Source organism: Streptomyces sp. NPDC020996 (assembly GCF_040641355.1).
Lineage (GTDB): Bacteria > Actinomycetota > Actinomycetes > Streptomycetales > Streptomycetaceae > Streptomyces.
On the sequence record NZ_JBFADM010000056.1, the window covers coordinates 25,955 to 41,405 of the forward strand.

General features: G+C 71.2%; 15 protein-coding genes and 1 tRNA gene. 9 read left to right on the forward strand and 7 right to left on the reverse strand.

Translation table 11 applies throughout. From position 1 onward, the window contains the following. Nucleotides 1-499: 499 nt before the first annotated feature. From AB0G63_RS30115 to AB0G63_RS30135, 5 genes are all read left to right on the forward strand, one after another. A complete protein-coding gene (locus AB0G63_RS30115; RefSeq protein WP_030173817.1) occupies nucleotides 500-703 on the forward strand; it encodes a cold-shock protein in 204 nt (67 codons plus the stop codon). Nucleotides 704-950: 247 nt separating this feature from the next. Further along, nucleotides 951-2,564 carry a DEAD/DEAH box helicase gene (locus tag AB0G63_RS30120; protein WP_360756559.1) on the forward strand — a complete coding sequence of 538 codons (1,614 nt, stop codon included), beginning with the start codon at nucleotides 951-953 and terminating at the stop codon, nucleotides 2,562-2,564. A gap of 236 nt (nucleotides 2,565-2,800) precedes the next feature. Continuing rightward, nucleotides 2,801-2,989 (forward strand): hypothetical protein, encoded by a 189-nt coding sequence (locus tag AB0G63_RS30125; protein WP_360756561.1) that lies wholly within the window; start codon nucleotides 2,801-2,803, stop codon nucleotides 2,987-2,989. Between the two features lie 97 nt (nucleotides 2,990-3,086). After that, nucleotides 3,087-3,401, forward strand: coding sequence for an SCO5918 family protein (locus tag AB0G63_RS30130; protein ID WP_360756563.1), 315 nt, complete (start codon nucleotides 3,087-3,089; stop codon nucleotides 3,399-3,401). Between the two features lie 580 nt (nucleotides 3,402-3,981). Further along, on the forward strand, nucleotides 3,982-4,332 hold the full coding sequence (locus AB0G63_RS30135; RefSeq protein WP_324789217.1) for a MerR family transcriptional regulator: 351 nt from the start codon (nucleotides 3,982-3,984) through the stop codon (nucleotides 4,330-4,332). A 24-nt stretch (nucleotides 4,333-4,356) separates the two neighbouring features. Here the strand turns inward: AB0G63_RS30135 and AB0G63_RS30140 are convergent, their stop codons facing one another. Together AB0G63_RS30140 and AB0G63_RS30145 are read right to left on the reverse strand one after the other, a co-directional pair. Further along, nucleotides 4,357-5,874 carry a hypothetical protein gene (locus AB0G63_RS30140; RefSeq protein WP_360756567.1) on the reverse strand — a complete coding sequence of 506 codons (1,518 nt, stop codon included), beginning with the start codon at nucleotides 5,872-5,874 and terminating at the stop codon, nucleotides 4,357-4,359. A 143-nt stretch (nucleotides 5,875-6,017) separates the two neighbouring features. Further along, nucleotides 6,018-7,454, reverse strand: a complete 1,437-nt coding sequence (locus AB0G63_RS30145) for a hypothetical protein (protein ID WP_360756570.1) — start codon at nucleotides 7,452-7,454, stop codon at nucleotides 6,018-6,020. A 365-nt stretch (nucleotides 7,455-7,819) separates the two neighbouring features. Between AB0G63_RS30145 and AB0G63_RS30150 the strand changes: the two genes are divergently transcribed. Together AB0G63_RS30150 and AB0G63_RS30155 are read left to right on the forward strand one after the other, a co-directional pair. After that, nucleotides 7,820-8,158: a DUF6233 domain-containing protein gene (locus AB0G63_RS30150; protein WP_360756573.1), complete on the forward strand. Its 339-nt coding sequence runs from the start codon at nucleotides 7,820-7,822 to the stop codon at nucleotides 8,156-8,158. Between the two features lie 222 nt (nucleotides 8,159-8,380). Next, nucleotides 8,381-10,393 (forward strand): cell wall-binding repeat-containing protein, encoded by a 2,013-nt coding sequence (locus AB0G63_RS30155; protein WP_360756617.1) that lies wholly within the window; start codon nucleotides 8,381-8,383, stop codon nucleotides 10,391-10,393. A gap of 130 nt (nucleotides 10,394-10,523) precedes the next feature. Here AB0G63_RS30155 and AB0G63_RS30160 read toward each other — a convergent pair. Beyond that, nucleotides 10,524-10,605 (reverse strand) — tRNA-Tyr (locus tag AB0G63_RS30160). 223 nt (nucleotides 10,606-10,828) lie between these two features. Here AB0G63_RS30160 and AB0G63_RS30165 point away from each other — a divergent pair. Further along, a complete protein-coding gene (locus tag AB0G63_RS30165) occupies nucleotides 10,829-11,317 on the forward strand; it encodes a YajQ family cyclic di-GMP-binding protein (RefSeq protein ID WP_159668438.1) in 489 nt (162 codons plus the stop codon). A 208-nt stretch (nucleotides 11,318-11,525) separates the two neighbouring features. On the opposite strand, the gene AB0G63_RS30170 is transcribed toward AB0G63_RS30165, so the two are convergent. Next, a complete protein-coding gene (locus AB0G63_RS30170) occupies nucleotides 11,526-11,792 on the reverse strand; it encodes a GlsB/YeaQ/YmgE family stress response membrane protein (RefSeq protein ID WP_360756575.1) in 267 nt (88 codons plus the stop codon). 160 nt (nucleotides 11,793-11,952) lie between these two features. On the opposite strand from AB0G63_RS30170, the gene AB0G63_RS30175 reads away from it, so the two are divergent. Further along, on the forward strand, nucleotides 11,953-13,212 hold the full coding sequence (locus tag AB0G63_RS30175; RefSeq protein WP_360756578.1) for an APC family permease: 1,260 nt from the start codon (nucleotides 11,953-11,955) through the stop codon (nucleotides 13,210-13,212). Between the two features lie 202 nt (nucleotides 13,213-13,414). On the opposite strand, the gene AB0G63_RS30180 is transcribed toward AB0G63_RS30175, so the two are convergent. The 3 genes from AB0G63_RS30180 to htpX all read right to left on the reverse strand — a co-directional run bounded on the left by AB0G63_RS30180 (nucleotide 13,415) and on the right by htpX (nucleotide 15,351). Next, nucleotides 13,415-13,978, reverse strand: a complete 564-nt coding sequence (locus AB0G63_RS30180; protein WP_360756581.1) for an SMI1/KNR4 family protein — start codon at nucleotides 13,976-13,978, stop codon at nucleotides 13,415-13,417. A gap of 120 nt (nucleotides 13,979-14,098) precedes the next feature. Then, the gene (locus AB0G63_RS30185) at nucleotides 14,099-14,491 is read right to left on the reverse strand and encodes a YccF domain-containing protein (protein ID WP_324789226.1); all 393 of its coding nucleotides are present in this window, start codon (nucleotides 14,489-14,491) and stop codon (nucleotides 14,099-14,101) included. Continuing rightward, nucleotides 14,488-15,351, reverse strand: a complete 864-nt coding sequence (htpX, locus tag AB0G63_RS30190; RefSeq protein ID WP_360756585.1) for a zinc metalloprotease HtpX — start codon at nucleotides 15,349-15,351, stop codon at nucleotides 14,488-14,490. Before htpX ends, AB0G63_RS30185 begins: the two co-directional genes overlap by 4 nt. Between the last annotated feature and the right edge of the window lie 100 nt (nucleotides 15,352-15,451).

Genomic DNA, 15,451 nt, shown 5'->3' on the forward strand with positions numbered 1-15,451 from the left:
CGCGGGTCGCGGAAAGGTTGCCGGAACGGCCCGACGGTGTTGCAGGAGCGGCCCGACGGTGTTGCGGAAGCGGCCCGACGTTCCTCTCCGGCGGAATCGCGGTGCCGGGAGGACGAGGACTGTGACCTTCGTCGCCGCAGGGGGTCCCGGGGTTGTTCCGCGCCCTCCCGGGCATCGGTGGCGCCGGTGGCCGTACGTCCGGCTTCGCGGGAGGTCAGGGCTGCGCGACCGCCCGGCCGCCGCCAGGAAACACCGCGACCGGCGAGTCAATATCTGTGTTCGCGAAGTGAGAATTAGACACGGCGCGCACCGAGTATTCCCGACCACCGGACCAGGTGGAAATCATCGACAGTGCAGGGCCGGTCGCGCCATGCTACTGTCGATCTCAGTTGCAGGTGTGATTGCCAGAAGGTTCATTTCTTCCTACGGCGTCATCATCACGGCGACACGGAACCCGCACAGGGCGGATTCCCGACACCGCCTCCGAAGGAGAAATGAAATGGCTACTGGCACCGTGAAGTGGTTCAACGCGGAAAAGGGCTTCGGCTTCATCGAGCAGGACGGCGGCGGCGCCGACGTCTTCGCCCACTACTCGAACATCGCCGCCCAGGGCTTCCGCGAGCTGCTGGAAGGCCAGAAGGTGTCCTTCGACATCGCTCAGGGCCAGAAGGGCCTGACGGCCGAGAACATCGTTCCCGCCTGACATACGCACCGTCACACACTTCGCAGTTGGGGCCCGCGCCTAGGGGTGCGGGCCCCGACTCGCTGTATTCAGGGGCCGCCCGACCGCAGGCCCCTCCGCATCACCCGCGGTGGCGCGTTTTCTCGTCGCTCCGACCGCCCTTCGACGACTTTGGCTCGTTCTCGCAATTCTCTGCGCCGCTCATTCGCTGCGGGAATTCCTTGCACGTGCCGCATCAATGCCATGTGCCGCGACAAGGAAGGTCCGCATGAATCGCGCCCGCACGTCCCGCTCCTACGACCGCTCCCGAGGGGGCGCCGGCGCCCACCGCTCCGGCTCCCCGCGCCGCTCGCGGGGAGCCGGAAACCGACCGTCCGCGCCCGCCGAGTTCGCGCTGCCGGAGACGGTCACTCCTCCGCTGCCCGCCGTCGAGTCGTTCGCCGAACTCGCCCTGCCGGCGCGGCTGCTGGCCGCGCTCGGTCACGAAGGGGTGACCGTACCGTTCCCGATCCAGGCGGCGACCCTGCCGAACTCGCTGGCCGGGCGGGACGTGCTCGGCCGCGGTCGCACCGGGTCGGGCAAGACGCTCGCCTTCGGTCTCGCCCTCCTGGCCCGGACCGCGGGACGACGCGCGGAGCCCCGCCAGCCCCTCGCCCTCGTCCTCGTCCCCACCCGCGAGCTCGCCCAGCAGGTCACCGACGCGCTCACCCCGTACGCCCGTCCCCTCGGGCTGCGGCTGGCCACCGTCGTCGGCGGGACGTCGATCGGCAGGCAGGCGGGCGCGCTGCGGAGCGGGGCGGAGGTCGTCGTCGCGACGCCCGGGCGGCTGAAGGACCTGATCGGCCGTGGCGACTGCCGGCTGGACGACGTCGACATCACCGTCCTGGACGAGGCCGACCAGATGGCCGACATGGGCTTCATGCCCCAGGTCACCGCCCTGCTCGACCAGGTGCGTCCGGAAGGTCAGCGGATGCTCTTCTCGGCCACCCTGGACCGCAACGTCGACCTGCTGGTCCGCCGCTACCTCAGCGACCCGGTGGTCCACTCCGTCGACCCGTCGGCGGGCGCGGTCACCACGATGGAGCACCACGTGCTGCACGTGCACGACGCGGACAAGCACCGGACGACCACCGACATCGCGGCGCGCGACGGTCGCGTGATCATGTTCCTGGACACCAAGCACGCGGTGGACCGGCTGACCAAGCACCTGCTGAGCAGCGGCATCCGCGCCGCGGCCCTGCACGGCGGCAAGTCGCAGCCGCAGCGCACGCGCACCCTCACGCAGTTCAAGACCGGGCACGTGACCGTCCTGGTGGCCACCAACGTCGCCGCGCGCGGCATCCACGTCGACAACCTCGACCTGGTCGTCAACGTCGATCCCCCCAGCGACCACAAGGACTACCTGCACCGCGGCGGCCGTACGGCGCGCGCCGGCGAGTCCGGCAGCGTCGTCACACTGGTGACGCCCGATCAGCGCCGCGACATGAGCCGCCTGATGGCCTCGGCAGGCATCACCCCGCGGATCACGCAGGTGCGCCCGGGCGACGAGGAACTGAACCGCATCACGGGGGCCCAGACCCCCTCCGGCGTCCCGGTCGTCATCGCGGCGCCGGAGACGGAAAGCTCCCGCCGCGCGTCCTCCTCGTCGCGCAGTCGCGGGGGGCGTGGCGGCCGTGGCGGACGTGGCACAGGCGGCGGTGGTGACCGTCGTGAGGCTCGTGGCGCCCGTGACGGTGGCGGAAACGCCGGAAACAGTGGGAACGGCGGAACCGGTGGGAGTGGCGGAACCGGTCGTGGGCAGCGCGCTGTCGAGGGCCGCCCGGCCGGTGAAGCGGCCCGGCGCAGGCCGCGGCGGCAGCGTGCCTACGGATCGGCTGCGTGACTGCCGTGCGGCGCCAGGCGCCTGCCGCGTTCGTACCTTTCACCCCGCCGGTTGTCCCGCCGGTCCAGCCGGTCCGGCCCGGACGACCCGTCCGGCCCGTCCGGCCTATCCGGTCCGTCCGGGTCAGCGCATCAGGAGGCACCTTGACGCAGGACCAGATTCAGGACCGTGGGCCGGCTTCCGGTCCCGGGAGCCCGGCAGAGGTGGACACATGCGGACCGCGGGTCCGTGACGACATGACCGTCGAGGTCGCTCTGGCCGTCATGGCCGCCGCCCGGGTCGAGCACCTGACCCTGTGCGACAGGGACGACCAGAGCACGGGCCGGATCACCCTGGCCCGCCTCGTGGTCCTCCGCGAGAGTGCCACGTACACGGACCGGATTCGGCTACGGGACGTCCTCGACGGACCGTTCGCCGCAGCCTAGACCGCACGCGTCGCACGAGCCGCACGCGTTGTGGACACCGTCCACCGACCCATCTGACCAGGGCCCCCTCCGTTCCCCCTTCCCTCTGTGAGGCATCATGCGCTGCATCATCGCCCGCTACCCGTTCGAGCTGACCAAGGCCGGAGTGCTGGAGTCGATGAAGGGCGTCACGCCCGAACTCGTCACGGGAGAGTCCGTCACCATCGGCCGCCGCCGCTACCCCGTCAAACAGGTGGGCCAGATCATCACCCGGCAGGACCGCCGCGACTTCACCAGCGGTGAGGTCACCCGCGCCATGACCCGCCTCGGCTTCACCTGCCATGCGGCCCCCTCCGCCGAGCCGGCGCAGGACCTCACTCCCCTCCAGGCAGCGGCGGCAATGCTGGGCGACAGCGGCCCGCTGGGTGCGTGAACCGGCGAATCCGCCGCCGGTAAGAACAGTTGTGGGGGGGGGGGGGGGGGGGGGGGGGGGGGGGGGCGGGGGCGGAGACCGCCCCCCCCAGCGCGCCCGCCACGCCCCGGGGCGGCCGCCCCCCCACCGCCCCACGCCTTAATCTGCTGGGGGGCCCCGCGCGGCGGGGCCCCCCCCCCCCCCACAACTGTCTCTCCAGGCCCTCCATCGTCCAGCGGGACCCTCCGTGGTCCGCCCAGGACCCTCCGAGCCCAAAATCTACCTTTGTCAGAGTAGACATTCGCTTCCCGCAGGCTTACGCTTTTTCTTGCAGACAGTAAGAGACGAAACAGGAACGGAGGAGCAGACGCCATCAGGATCGCCCGGCCCGAACGCCCTCGGACCGGGTACCGCGAGGACCCGGATGGGATGGTGGTCCACCGTCACGGAGCTGCGATCCCCGCACCCGGCCCGTAACGAGCCGGACAGCGGAAAGACGAGGTCGGCGCATCGATAGCGCCGACAGATGGTGTTCAATTTCCTCGGGGCCCCGGTGCCGCACGGCACCAGGGGCCCCTCGACGCGTGCGCAACGAGGTGAAATGACAGCAGACAGCCCCCTCAACGACCGTCTGGAAGACGACGATTACCCCGCATACACGATGGGCCGGGCCGCCGAGATGCTCGGCACGACCCCGGGCTTCCTCCGAGCCATCGGCGAAGCCCGCCTGATCACGCCGCTCCGCTCCGAGGGCGGGCACCGCCGGTACTCCCGCTACCAGCTGCGGATCGCAGCGCGCGCCCGCGAACTCGTCGACCGAGGGACGCCGATCGAGGCTGCCTGCCGCATCGTCATCCTCGAGGACCAGCTCGAAGAGGCTCAGCGCATCAACGCCGAGTACCGCCGCGCCGCGCAGGAGGCGTCCAGCGGTTCCGCGTCCGAATCCGCCTGACCGCGCTGGACCGCCTCCCGGCCGTCAGATCGTGGAGCGGGCTCCGGGGAGCGCCTTGCCGAACTCGATCTCCGAGTACCGGCGCCCGAGTCCGACCCCGGTTCCGCTGATCGTCGTAGAACCGGTGGTCGTGGGGCCGGCCATGGATCCGCGGGCCGTCCACAGCAGACCGTCGAGGTTCTCGCCGGGGACGCCGACCGCCAGGTCCGCCCTGCCGTCCTTGGTGACGTCGACGAGGTGCGTCGCCGCGCCGAACTGGTCCCCGGTCTCCGCGGTTCCGGCCACGCCGGCCGTGTTCTGGGTGTAGGCGCGGGAGCCGGTCGCGGTGAGACCGGCGGCCGATCCGCGCAGCAGCGTCGCCTGTCCCGCGGCCTTGGCGGATCCCAGCGCCTCGCCCGGAGCGCCGACGACGACGTCGGCGTACTTGTCGCCGTTGGTGTCGCCGACGCTGAGCGACGCACCGAACTGGTCGCCGTCCTCGCCCGCACCGGGCACCCCGGCGGTGTCCTGGTGGATGACCTGCGGCTTCTGGTCCGGCGTGATGCCCTGGGGGCCGCCGTAGAGGACCTGGATCTCGCCGCCGCGGTGGGCCGGGGTGGCACCGGACGTCAGGGACGCGTCGTAGGGCACCCCGGTGACCAGGTCGCCGTAGCCGTCGCCGTCGATGTCGCCGATCTGGCCGGACAGGCCGTCGGCGAGAGGCAGTTCGGTGTACCGGCCGTCGTGCCCCTCGGCGAAGACGGGCCCGCTGACGTCTCCGTCGGTGGGACCGGGCAGCCAGAAGCGCTCGGCCCTTCCGTCACCGTCGACGTCTCCCATGACGACACCGCGGTTGGTGCCGAGGTCGTTCACGAAGGCCCGCCGGGCCGGCGCACCGGTGCGGGTGAACGGCCCGTTGTACGTGGTGGCGCCGCAGTTGCCGGTGACCGCGACGTCGGGGGCTCCGTCGCCCGTGACGTCGCCCACCGCGACGCCGGCGGCGAAGCCGCAGCCCTCGTCCAGGCCGGTCGGCGGCGAGACGGCCGCTCCGCCCTTGAGGCCGCCGGCGCCTCCCCACACCACGGTGAGCGAGCCGATGCCCCACATGGTGCCCGCGGACTCGTCCGGGGTGCCGATCAGCAGGTCGGCGTATCCGTCACGGTCCAGGTCCGCGGAGGCGACCGCGCTGCCGAACTCGTCCCATTCCTCCGGCGCGCCGGGAATGCCGGCGGTGGCCTGCGTGATGACCGTGCGGCGGGAGGCCGAGACCCCGCCGGCCGAGCCGTACAGCACGACGACCGCGCCCGCGGCGTCGACCGTGCCGTTGGCGGCGCCGGGCGCGCCGACGGCCAGGTCGCGGTAGCCGTCGCCGTTGAAGTCGTCCTGCACGGCCGTTGTGTTGGCGCCCTTGTAGGGCGCACCGGCCGCCGCCGCGGGACCGGCCGGCAGCGCGACGACGGTCAGTGTGGCGGCCGCGCAGACGGCGATGGCGGAGGCGACGAACCGCGAGGCGAAGGCGCGAGCCGGGACGCGGGGGGAGGTGACGGGGGCGCGGGAGGACATGACGACTCCGGGCTCGGGGGCGGACGGGACGGGCCGGACGGACTGGACGGGGTGGACGGACTGGACGGGGTGGACGGACTGGACGGGGTGAACAAACCGGACAGAGCGGACGGGGTGGACGGGGTGGACGGGCCGGGGGCGCGTCACCGGCTGGTCACCACGCTTCCGAAGCGGCCGGCGCCGGCCGAACCGAGGCCCACGCCGCCGGTGCTGACACTGGTCGCGGCGGCCGCGGTGACGGAGGCCGCCGAGCCCCGCAGCGACCACAGGGCGCCCGCGCCGCCGTTCTCGCCGGGAGCGCCGACGACGAGGTCCGCGTAGCCGTCCTTGTCGGTGTCCACGACGCGCACGGCCGCACCGAACGCGTCGCCCGTCTCCGAACTGCCCGGAACGCCGGAGCTGTTCTGCGTCCAGGTGCGGGCGTGCGCGGTGTCCAGTTCCGTGCTGGTGCCGCGTACGACGGTGACGGCGCCGCTGCCGCCGTTCTCGCCCGGGGCGCCGATCACGAGATCCGCCCGGCCGTCCTTGTCGGTGTCACCGATGGCGACCGAGGCGCCGAAACGGTCCTTGGCCTCGCCGGAACCGGCCACCCCCGGCGTGTCCTGCGTGATCGTCTGGATCCGGCTCGGGGAGCCCGAGTACCCGGCGTCGTAGTAGACGGTGACCCGGCCGCCGAGTGAGGTGTCCGGGCTCTGCGACGGGTCCTCGGGGTTGCCGATGACGAGGTCGGGAGCGCCGTTGCCGTTCAGGTCGCCGACGGCCGACACGGTGCCGGCGGGCAGGTCGGCGCCCTGGAACCCGGCCGGGTCGGCGAGGTGCGTACGGGGGTCGTCGCCGGTGCCGTCGTAGCCCCAGCCGCCGTCCCAGTCGCCCCGGCCGTGGACGATCAGGCGGTCGTCGTCGGTGTCGGGCAGGTCGATCGCGGTCATCGCGACGATGCCGTACGCCGGGTTGAACGCGAAACCGTTGCCGGAGGTGCCGGACTGCGCCGAGAGGTCCGCCGGCATGAAGGTCACCTCGGCGTCGTTGGCGCCGACGGCGATCGACAGCTTGCCGTCGTTGACCGGGTTCAGCCCGTTGTAGACGCCGACGGCGAGGGTACGGCCGTAGGCGTCGTGCGAGTTCGGCCGCGGGTCGTCGACCGTCTTGCCCTTGGTCAGGCCGGACGCGGTGCCGTAGACGACCGTGACCGAGCCGCCGCCGTCGTCGCCGGCGACGTCCTCGCCGGGGGCGCCCACGACCAGGTCGCTGTAGCCGTCGCGGTTGAGGTCGTACACGACGACGGCGGCGCCGAACCGGTCACCGGCCTCGGCGGTCCCGGGAACCCCGGTGGAGTTCTGGGTCAGCAGGGTGCGCTTGGAGGAGTCGATGCCGTGCGAGGTGCCGTACATCACGACCACGGCACCGGCCTTGGCGTGACCCGCCACCTTGGCGTCGGGCGCGGAGACGACGACATCGCGGTAGCCGTCCCTGTTCAGGTCACCCGGCGCGCCGGCGGCGGCACCGGCACTCGCCGCGACGAGCGGGGTGAGTCCCGAGGCCAGCAGTGTCGCGGACATCAGCAGAGTGCGTTTACGCACGGGCTCCTCCAGAGACGGCATCCGGAACGACGATCGACGCGCCGACCGGCTCCGCCCCGACGCGCGACCACGGCAGACCCGACGTGGCACGGCAGGGCATGCCATGGGGTGGCCTGAGGTGGCATGACAGCGTCAAGGCCGGCGAAGAGAAGACCGTCGGAGGGGCCGGAGGGTTGTACGTGAAAGCCGTTGACACGGGATGCGTTGTTCGCCCGTAGCGGAACGGCGCGGACACCGCAGCACAAGCGGGGCGGCGGTGGGGTGGCGCCCTGCCTTCACCGGACGGACAGCCCTCCCTGACCTACCGCACCACTGCAGCACGCCGTCCCGGCCACAGAATCAACAGCTTGGATAGAATCGAACGTGTGAACGACTCCAGCCCCTCGCGACTCACCCTGCTCCGCTTCCTGGAGCGCGTGCAGGTGCGGGACCTGGAGCGCACCCGCCGGTGGATCGCCGACGAGGAACGCCGCGAAGCCGAGCGGCAGCGCGGCGCCAAGGCCCGCCCTCCCGTCCCGGACTGGCTGATCGAACCGGGCCTGAACCGCGGGACCGCGGTGTACGTCCATGTCGGCGGCTGCTGGAACGCGGCCAGGCGCAGCCGCGCCGCGAGCCGGGAGCAGGCATTGCGCGCACTCACCGAGGGCGTCAAACCCTGCCCGCAGTGCCGCCCGGACAACGCACTGGGCTTCCTGGACGGGTGAGCCGACCGCTCGGATGAGGTGGGAGTCCGCACACCACTTCTCACCAGGCACCCCCTGTCCCCCCCTCCGCCCAGCCCCTTGCCGCATACCCCCTGCCTTCAAAGCCGCCGCGGCCCGCCACTAATGTTTCGCCGCTGCCGTGCGGACGATCACGACGCCGTCCGTTCACCTTGGGGGAGAGTGCACGGCAGCCGTCCATTCACTCGTGGGGGCACCTTGAACATGCGTATACGCCGCATACTTGCGGCGCTCACCGGCGCCGCCGCGCTCGCGGCGGGCCTCGTAGCCGCGCTTCCGGGACCGGCGGCAGCCGTCACCGGCAACTGGCCCGCCACCGACGGGAAGCTGCTGTACACGGACGGCGGCGGCTGGATGCACTTCATCAACACCGACGGGTCCTGGCACTCCCAGTTCGGCACGTCCGGAAACCAGGGCGCCTGGTCCGCCGACGGCAGTCAGGTCGCCTTCGTGAACGGCGACCGCATCGGCACGGCATGGGCCGATTCCGAGGACACCGGCATCAGCATCGCCATGCCGTCGGGCAGCGGCTGGCATCCGCAGGATCCGACCTTCTGGTACGGCGGCGGCGACATCGTCTTCACGGCCGGTGGCCGGCTGCGCCTGACCGCGGCCGACGGCACGCGTACGCCCAAGGCCCTGTTCGGCACCGATGTCGACGGCTGCGACTCCCAGCCGAGCGGCGCGGTGAACGGCATGCTCGCCTTCGTACGGACGGGGACGAGTTGCGCCACGGCCGGCGCCCCGGCCGTCTGGGTCTACAACGGCCGTTCCGGCGCGTTCACCAAGGTGGCCGCCGACGCCAACGAGCCGAGCATCTCCCCCGACGGCCAGTCGGTGGCCTTCACCCGGCCGGTCGACGGGCACGAGCAGATCTTCACGGTCAGGACCGACGGCACCGGTCTCACCCAGCTCACCACGGACGCGACCGACCACTACCGTCCCGCCTGGTCGCCACAGGGCGGCCGGATCGCGTACGACATCTACGTCTCGGGAAATCCGGACGTCGCCCAGGGCCCGCAGGTCTGGATCCACGACCTCGGCACGGGTACGCAGACCCAGGTGCCCATGGCCGACGGCACCAACGTCGCCTGGCAGCCGCTCCGTGACAACGCGATCTCCCGTGTCTGGGGTTCCGACAACTACGGCACGAACATCGCCGCGTCCAAGTGGACCTGGAACACCGTCGGTACGAGCACTCCCGGGTTGAAGAACGCCAACGCGGCCGTGCTCATCAGCAAGTCCGACGCGGCGTACGCCACGACCGCGACATCGCTGGCCGGCAAGAAGCGGGGGCCGGTGCTGATGACCTCCCGCACGGTCCTGGACTCCTCGGTGCAGACGGAACTCAAGCGCATGCTGCCGAAGGGCAAGACGGTCTACCTGATCGGCGGGAGCACGATCCTCAACAGCACGGTGGCGTCCAAGGTGACGTCGCTCGGATACGTGGCCAAGCGGCTGTCCGGCACCTCGCGCTACTCCACCTCGGTGGCCGTGGCGAAGACCGTCACCAGCACGCCGAAGTACATCTTCCTGGCAACCGGCACCGACTACCACAACGCCCTGGCAGCGAGCTCCGCCGCCGGTTCCATGGGCGGTTCCGGAACCGCGAGCGTCCTGCTGACCGACGGCACGACCATGACGTCGTCGGTCTACGGGTACCTCAACAAGTACAGCCCGAGCACGACGAAAATCATCACGGTGGGGACCGACGCCGAGTCGGCGCTGGCCAAGGCGTACAACGCCGGCAAGATGCCGAGCTGGCCAAGCAAGTACAGCTATTACCGGGTCGCCGGCGCCACTCCGCAGTCGAACGCCATGCGGCTCGCCGACCTGTGGTGGTCGCTGCCTTCGAACGCCGCGGTGGCCTCCGTGGGCAGCTGGCGCGACGGTGTCTCCGCGTCGTCGGCGATGACCACGTACGGTCCGCTGCTGTGGACCGACCCCACCTCGCTGCCGTACGACACCAAGCGGTACCTGATGCGCATGTCGTCGAGCATGTACCACGTGGCCGTCTTCGGCGGCGGGGCGTCGGTCGACGCGTCCGTCGTCCCCAAGATCGGTGCGGCCATCGGAGTGGGCACCCACTACGTCTACACGCCGTACTACAAGGGCGTGGTGTCACAGACCACGGCTGCTCAGCCGCTGTCCGCCGGCAGCAACGAGCCCGCCCCGAGCCCGGACCTGGCCTCTCTCCGGGTGACGATCACGAGGTAACTGCCACGCCCTGGGCCGCCTACGGCGACGGCGACGGCCCAGGGCGCCGGCGCGCGAAAGATCACCCTGAAACATGAAGAGACCCCCTCCGCTCTGCTTTGTCGCAGTTCGGAGGGGGTCTTCCCCAGTGTGGCGGCGCCAGGATTCGAACCTGGGAAGGCTGAGCCGGCAGATTTACAGTCTGCTCCCTTTGGCCGCTCGGGCACACCGCCGGGGTTGATGCCGGGTGAACCGCTTTTCGGCGGTGCTCCCTGGCAACGACGTAAACAATACCCGATGCACAGGGGTGCTTCGCCACCCGATTGATCTGCTCCCGGAGGGCGGCAGGTGACTAGGCTTGTCCGGATGCGGCCCGGATCACGCCGGGCTCGGCGGTCGCCCCCACGTACGCCGTCACGCACCCGATACGCACTCTGATACAAGGAGCCACAGGACATGGCCGACTCCAGTTTCGACATCGTCTCGAAGGTCGAGCGGCAGGAGGTCGACAACGCCCTCAACCAGGCCGCCAAGGAGATCTCACAGCGCTACGACTTCAAGGGCGTGGGTGCCTCGATCTCGTGGTCCGGCGAGAAGATCCTGATGGAGGCGAACTCGGAGGACCGCGTCAAGGCCGTCCTCGACGTCTTCCAGTCCAAGCTGATCAAGCGCGGCATCTCGCTGAAGGCCCTGGAGGCGGGCGAGCCCCAGCTCTCCGGCAAGGAGTACAAGATCTTCGCGTCGATCCAGGAGGGCATCTCCCAGGAGAACGCGAAGAAGGTCGCGAAGATCATCCGCGATGAGGGCCCCAAGGGCGTCAAGGCCCAGGTGCAGGGCGAGGAACTGCGGGTCAGCTCCAAGAGCCGGGACGACCTGCAGGCCGTGATCGCCCTCCTGAAGGGCAAGGACTTCGACTTCGCGATGCAGTTCGTCAACTATCGGTGAGCGAGTCACCGGCCGGTGCCCCCGGCACGGAGAGGGCGTGAGCCGGGCCGAGGTGCCCGTCTCGCGCCCTCTCCGCGTCCGCCGTCGGCAACTGCGCGGCGGATGCCGGAGGTTGGGACCGGGGAGGCTTGCGTGCCGACGGCAGGGGAGGGCGTATGCCCGACAGGGGCCCGTCCTTCCCCGCTGCCGGCCGCGGTTCAGGGCGCGCTCAGTCGCGCGAGTTGCCGAACAGGATCCGGTAGACGATCAGCAGGACCAGTGAACCGCCTATCGCCGCGGCCCAGGTCGCACCGTCGTAGAAGTCCTTGGTGATCGGGTGGTCCAGCCAACGGGCCGATATCCAGCCGCCGACGAACGCGCCCGCGATGCCGATGAGCGTCGTGCCGATGAAGCCGCCCGGGTCGCGGCCCGGCAGCAGGAACTTGGCGATGGCCCCGGCCAACAGCCCCAGGAGGATCCAGCTGATGATGGTCATGCCGTGAACCTGCCCTTCTTTGCTGTGCCCGCACCGTCCCGGTCCTGTGACTGCGGTCCGGGCCCGCTGTGCGTCGTGCCGCGCCTGTGTTCGCGCTGCGTTGTCGAGGAGGACGTCACCGCGGCATCCCCCGGTTGCGCTGATCAGTAGGGTGCGAGAAATGACACAGTCCGGTTCGGCCGCCGAAACTCCCGAACTACGGCGCACTCTCGGCGTGGCGGACGCCGTCGTGATCGGGCTCGGCTCGATGGTCGGGGCGGGGATCTTCGCCGCACTGGGGCCCGCGGCACGCGCGGCCGGGTCCGGGCTGCTGCTCGGGCTCGCGGTGGCCGCCGTGGTCGCCTACTGCAACGCCACGGCGTCGGCACGGCTGGCCGCCGTTTACCCGGCGTCGGGCGGCACCTACGTGTACGGGCGCGAGCGGCTCGGGGAGTTCTGGGGTTATCTCGCGGGCTGGTCGTTCGTGGTCGGGAAGACGGCCTCCTGTGCGGCGATGGCACTCACCGTGGGGACGTACGTGTGGCCCGCGCAGGCGCACGCCGTCGCCGTCGCGGCCGTGGTGGCGCTGACCGCGGTGAACTACGGCGGCATCCAGAAGTCCGCCTGGCTGACACGGGCGATCGTGGCGGTGGTCCTGGCTGTCCTCGCTTCCGTGGTGGTCGTGTGTCTGGGCTCCGGCGCGTCCGACGCCGGACGGCTGGACGTCGGGGCGTCCGGCGGCGCGGGCGGGGTGCTGCAGGCGGCCGGTCTGCTGTTCTTCGCGTTCGCCGGGTACGCGCGCATCGCCACGCTCGGCGAGGAAGTGCGGGATCCGGCGCGCACCATCCCGCGGGCGATCCCGCTGGCCCTGGGCATCGCGCTCGTCGTGTACGCGAGCGTGGCGGTGGCCGTCCTTTCCGTGCTGGGTGCCGACCGGCTCGGGCACGCGGCCGCTCCGCTGGCCGACGCGGTGCGGGCGGCCGGGGTGCCGGGGCTGGCGCCGGTGGTGCGGGTCGGCGCCGCCGTGGCCGCGCTGGGTTCGCTGCTCGCCCTGATCCTGGGCGTCTCGCGGACCACGCTGGCCATGGCCAGGGACCGGCACCTGCCCGGCGCGCTGTCGGCCGTGCATCCCCGTTTCCAGGTGCCCCACCGGGCCGAACTGGCCGTGGGCGCGCTGGTGGCCGTGCTCGCCGCCACGGTGGACGTGCGGGGCGCCATCGGCTTCTCCTCCTTCGGTGTGCTGGCGTACTACGCGGTGGCCAACGCCTCGGCCTGGACCCTCGACCGGGCTGCGACGGCGCGGGCGCTGCCGGCGCTCGGCCTCTTCGGCTGCGTGGTCCTGGCTTTCTCGCTGCCGGCCGTGTCGGTGGTCGTGGGCGCTGGTGTGCTGGTGGTGGGTGTGGTCGCGTTCTGGGCGCGACGGTGGATGACCGCCCGGTAGCGCGCCGGGGCAAGGGGCGGGCGCGGGATGGGGGGTCACGGCTGTGGGACGTGCCGAGGGCGCGGGGAGGGGCAGGGGGCGACACCTGACGGACCGGGCCGGCGGTCGACGATGTGGGCGCACCGCCGGGCGCACTGCCGCGGGCACCGCCGCGCGTGCGCGGTCGTCCTGTGCTGCCGTCCTGTGCCGCCTCGGGCCCGCGTCAGGCTCCCGTCCGTGTCGTGCGTATGCGGACGTCGGTCCAGGGCGCCAGGTCCATGTCCTCGTTCGTCTCCTCGTACCAGCCCGTGCCGTCGACCCAGGCGCGCAGCCATTCCGTGAGGCTCGGAGCGTCGATGAACCAGGCGTGGTCGGCGTCGTCCGCGTTCGGCTCGAAGAGCAGGACCGGCGCCTGAGGGCTGTGGCAGTCCACGCACGCGTACATGGCGCAGCCCCAGTGGGATATCGGCAGGACGCCCTCGGGCCAGGGCCAGTCGGGGTTCTTGCGGGCGTCGGCGCGGTTGGCGAGGTACTGCACGACGGCGGCGGGCTCGCCGGCGGGCGGGCCGTCGAGCAGGGGCAACAGGCCGTACTCCGGACCGAATCCGCCGTCTCTTATCCGCAGGTAGAGGTCGGCGAGCAGCGGGGGCAGGGGGAAGCCCAGGGCTGCCTCGGCGCGGGTCAGGGTGGCCGCGTCGACGGGGGCAGGGAGCGAAGTCCAGCCCCAGGGACGGGTGTTCCGCGCCTTCTCGGCCACTCGTGCCGGCAACTGCCCGTTCTCGGTCATGGGTTCATGATGCAGCGCGGCACTGACAACCGGGCCGGCCTGTGGACAGCCGTCGGGCTGTGGAAAACCTGGTCACCCGGACGGGGGCGGACGGGCCGCCCCTGACGGCATCGCCCCTGCTCAGCGCGATGCGAAGGCTTGGTCCGTCCGCACGATCTCGCGCCCGAGCGGCATCAGCGAGACCGGGATCAGCTTGAAGTTGGCGATACCGAACGGGATCCCGATGATGGTGACGCACAACGCGAGGCCCGTGACGATGTGCGCGATCGCCAGCCACCAGCCCGCGAGGACCAGCCAGAGGACGTTGCCGAGGCAGGAGGGCGCACCGGCGTCGCGCCGCTCGACCGTCGTGTACCCGAAGGGCCACAGGGCGTAGACGCCGATGCGGAAGGCCGCGACGCCGAACGGTATGCCGATGATGGTGACGCACAGGAGGATGCCCGCCGCCAGGTATCCGAGGAACAGCCAGAAGCCGCTCAGGACGAGCCATATGACGTTCAGGATGGTTTTCACTGGAGACGACCTGCCATCTTCTCGAGCCGGGCGATACGTTCCGCCATCGGCGGGTGCGTCGAGAACATCTTGGAGAGCCCCTGGCCGGGGCGGAAGGGGTTCGCGATCATCATGTGGCTCGCGGTCTCGATGCGCGGCTCGGGCGGCAGCGGCAGCTGCTTGGTGCCCGTCTCCAGCTTGCGCAGGGCGCCGGCGAGTGCGAGGGGGTCGCCGGTGAGCTGGGCGCCGGACGCGTCGGCCTCGTACTCCCGGGAGCGGCTGATGGCCAGCTGGATCAGGCTCGCCGCGAGCGGGCCCAGGATCATGATCAGCAGCATGCCGAGGAGGCCGGGGCCGTCGTCGTCGTCCGAGCGGCCGATCGGGATGAGCCAGGCGAAGTTGACCAGGAACATGATCACGGAGGCGAGGGCGCCGGCGACCGACGAGATCAGGATGTCGCGGTTGTAGACGTGGCTGAGCTCGTGGCCGATGACACCGCGCAGCTCGCGTTCGTCGAGGATGCGCAGGATGCCTTCGGTGCAGCACACGGCGGCGTTGCGCGGGTTGCGGCCGGTCGCGAAGGCGTTGGGGGCCTCCGTAGGGGAGATGTACAGGCGCGGCATGGGCTGACGGGCCTGGGTGGAGAGCTCTCGGACCATGCGGTAGAGCGCCGGGGCCTCGAACTCGCTCACCGGGCGGGCGCGCATCGCGCGTAGCGCCAGCTTGTCGCTGTTCCAGTACGCGTACGCGTTCGTGCCCAGCGCGACCAGGACCGCGACGACCAGCCCCGTGCGGCCGAAGAAGCTGCCGATGACGATGATGAGGGCGGACAGTCCCCCGAGGAGTACTGCGGTCCTCAGTCCGTTGTGCCGGCGGTGCACGGTACGCCCTCCATGTGGTGCAGCAGGGGAACCCATTGCTTGCGGATCTTGCTCGCTGTCTCCGAGCCACCGGTGCCGTGGTGTCACGTCCAGTGGACCC

Bases quoted from the DNA above. Each gene is read 5' to 3' on its own strand.
- AB0G63_RS30115 (WP_030173817.1), top strand. From the start codon at position 500: ATGGCTACTGGCACCGTGAAGTGGTTCAACGCGGAAAAGGGCTTCGGC.
- AB0G63_RS30120 (WP_360756559.1), top strand. From the start codon at position 951: ATGAATCGCGCCCGCACGTCCCGCTCCTACGACCGCTCCCGAGGGGGC.
- AB0G63_RS30125 (WP_360756561.1), top strand. From the start codon at position 2,801: ATGACCGTCGAGGTCGCTCTGGCCGTCATGGCCGCCGCCCGGGTCGAG.
- AB0G63_RS30130 (WP_360756563.1), top strand. From the start codon at position 3,087: ATGCGCTGCATCATCGCCCGCTACCCGTTCGAGCTGACCAAGGCCGGA.
- AB0G63_RS30135 (WP_324789217.1), top strand. From the start codon at position 3,982: ATGACAGCAGACAGCCCCCTCAACGACCGTCTGGAAGACGACGATTAC.
- AB0G63_RS30140 (WP_360756567.1), bottom strand. From the start codon at position 5,874: ATGTCCTCCCGCGCCCCCGTCACCTCCCCCCGCGTCCCGGCTCGCGCC.
- AB0G63_RS30155 (WP_360756617.1), top strand. From the start codon at position 8,381: ATGCGTATACGCCGCATACTTGCGGCGCTCACCGGCGCCGCCGCGCTC.
- AB0G63_RS30165 (WP_159668438.1), top strand. From the start codon at position 10,829: ATGGCCGACTCCAGTTTCGACATCGTCTCGAAGGTCGAGCGGCAGGAG.
- AB0G63_RS30170 (WP_360756575.1), bottom strand. From the start codon at position 11,792: ATGACCATCATCAGCTGGATCCTCCTGGGGCTGTTGGCCGGGGCCATC.
- AB0G63_RS30175 (WP_360756578.1), top strand. From the start codon at position 11,953: ATGACACAGTCCGGTTCGGCCGCCGAAACTCCCGAACTACGGCGCACT.
- AB0G63_RS30180 (WP_360756581.1), bottom strand. From the start codon at position 13,978: ATGACCGAGAACGGGCAGTTGCCGGCACGAGTGGCCGAGAAGGCGCGG.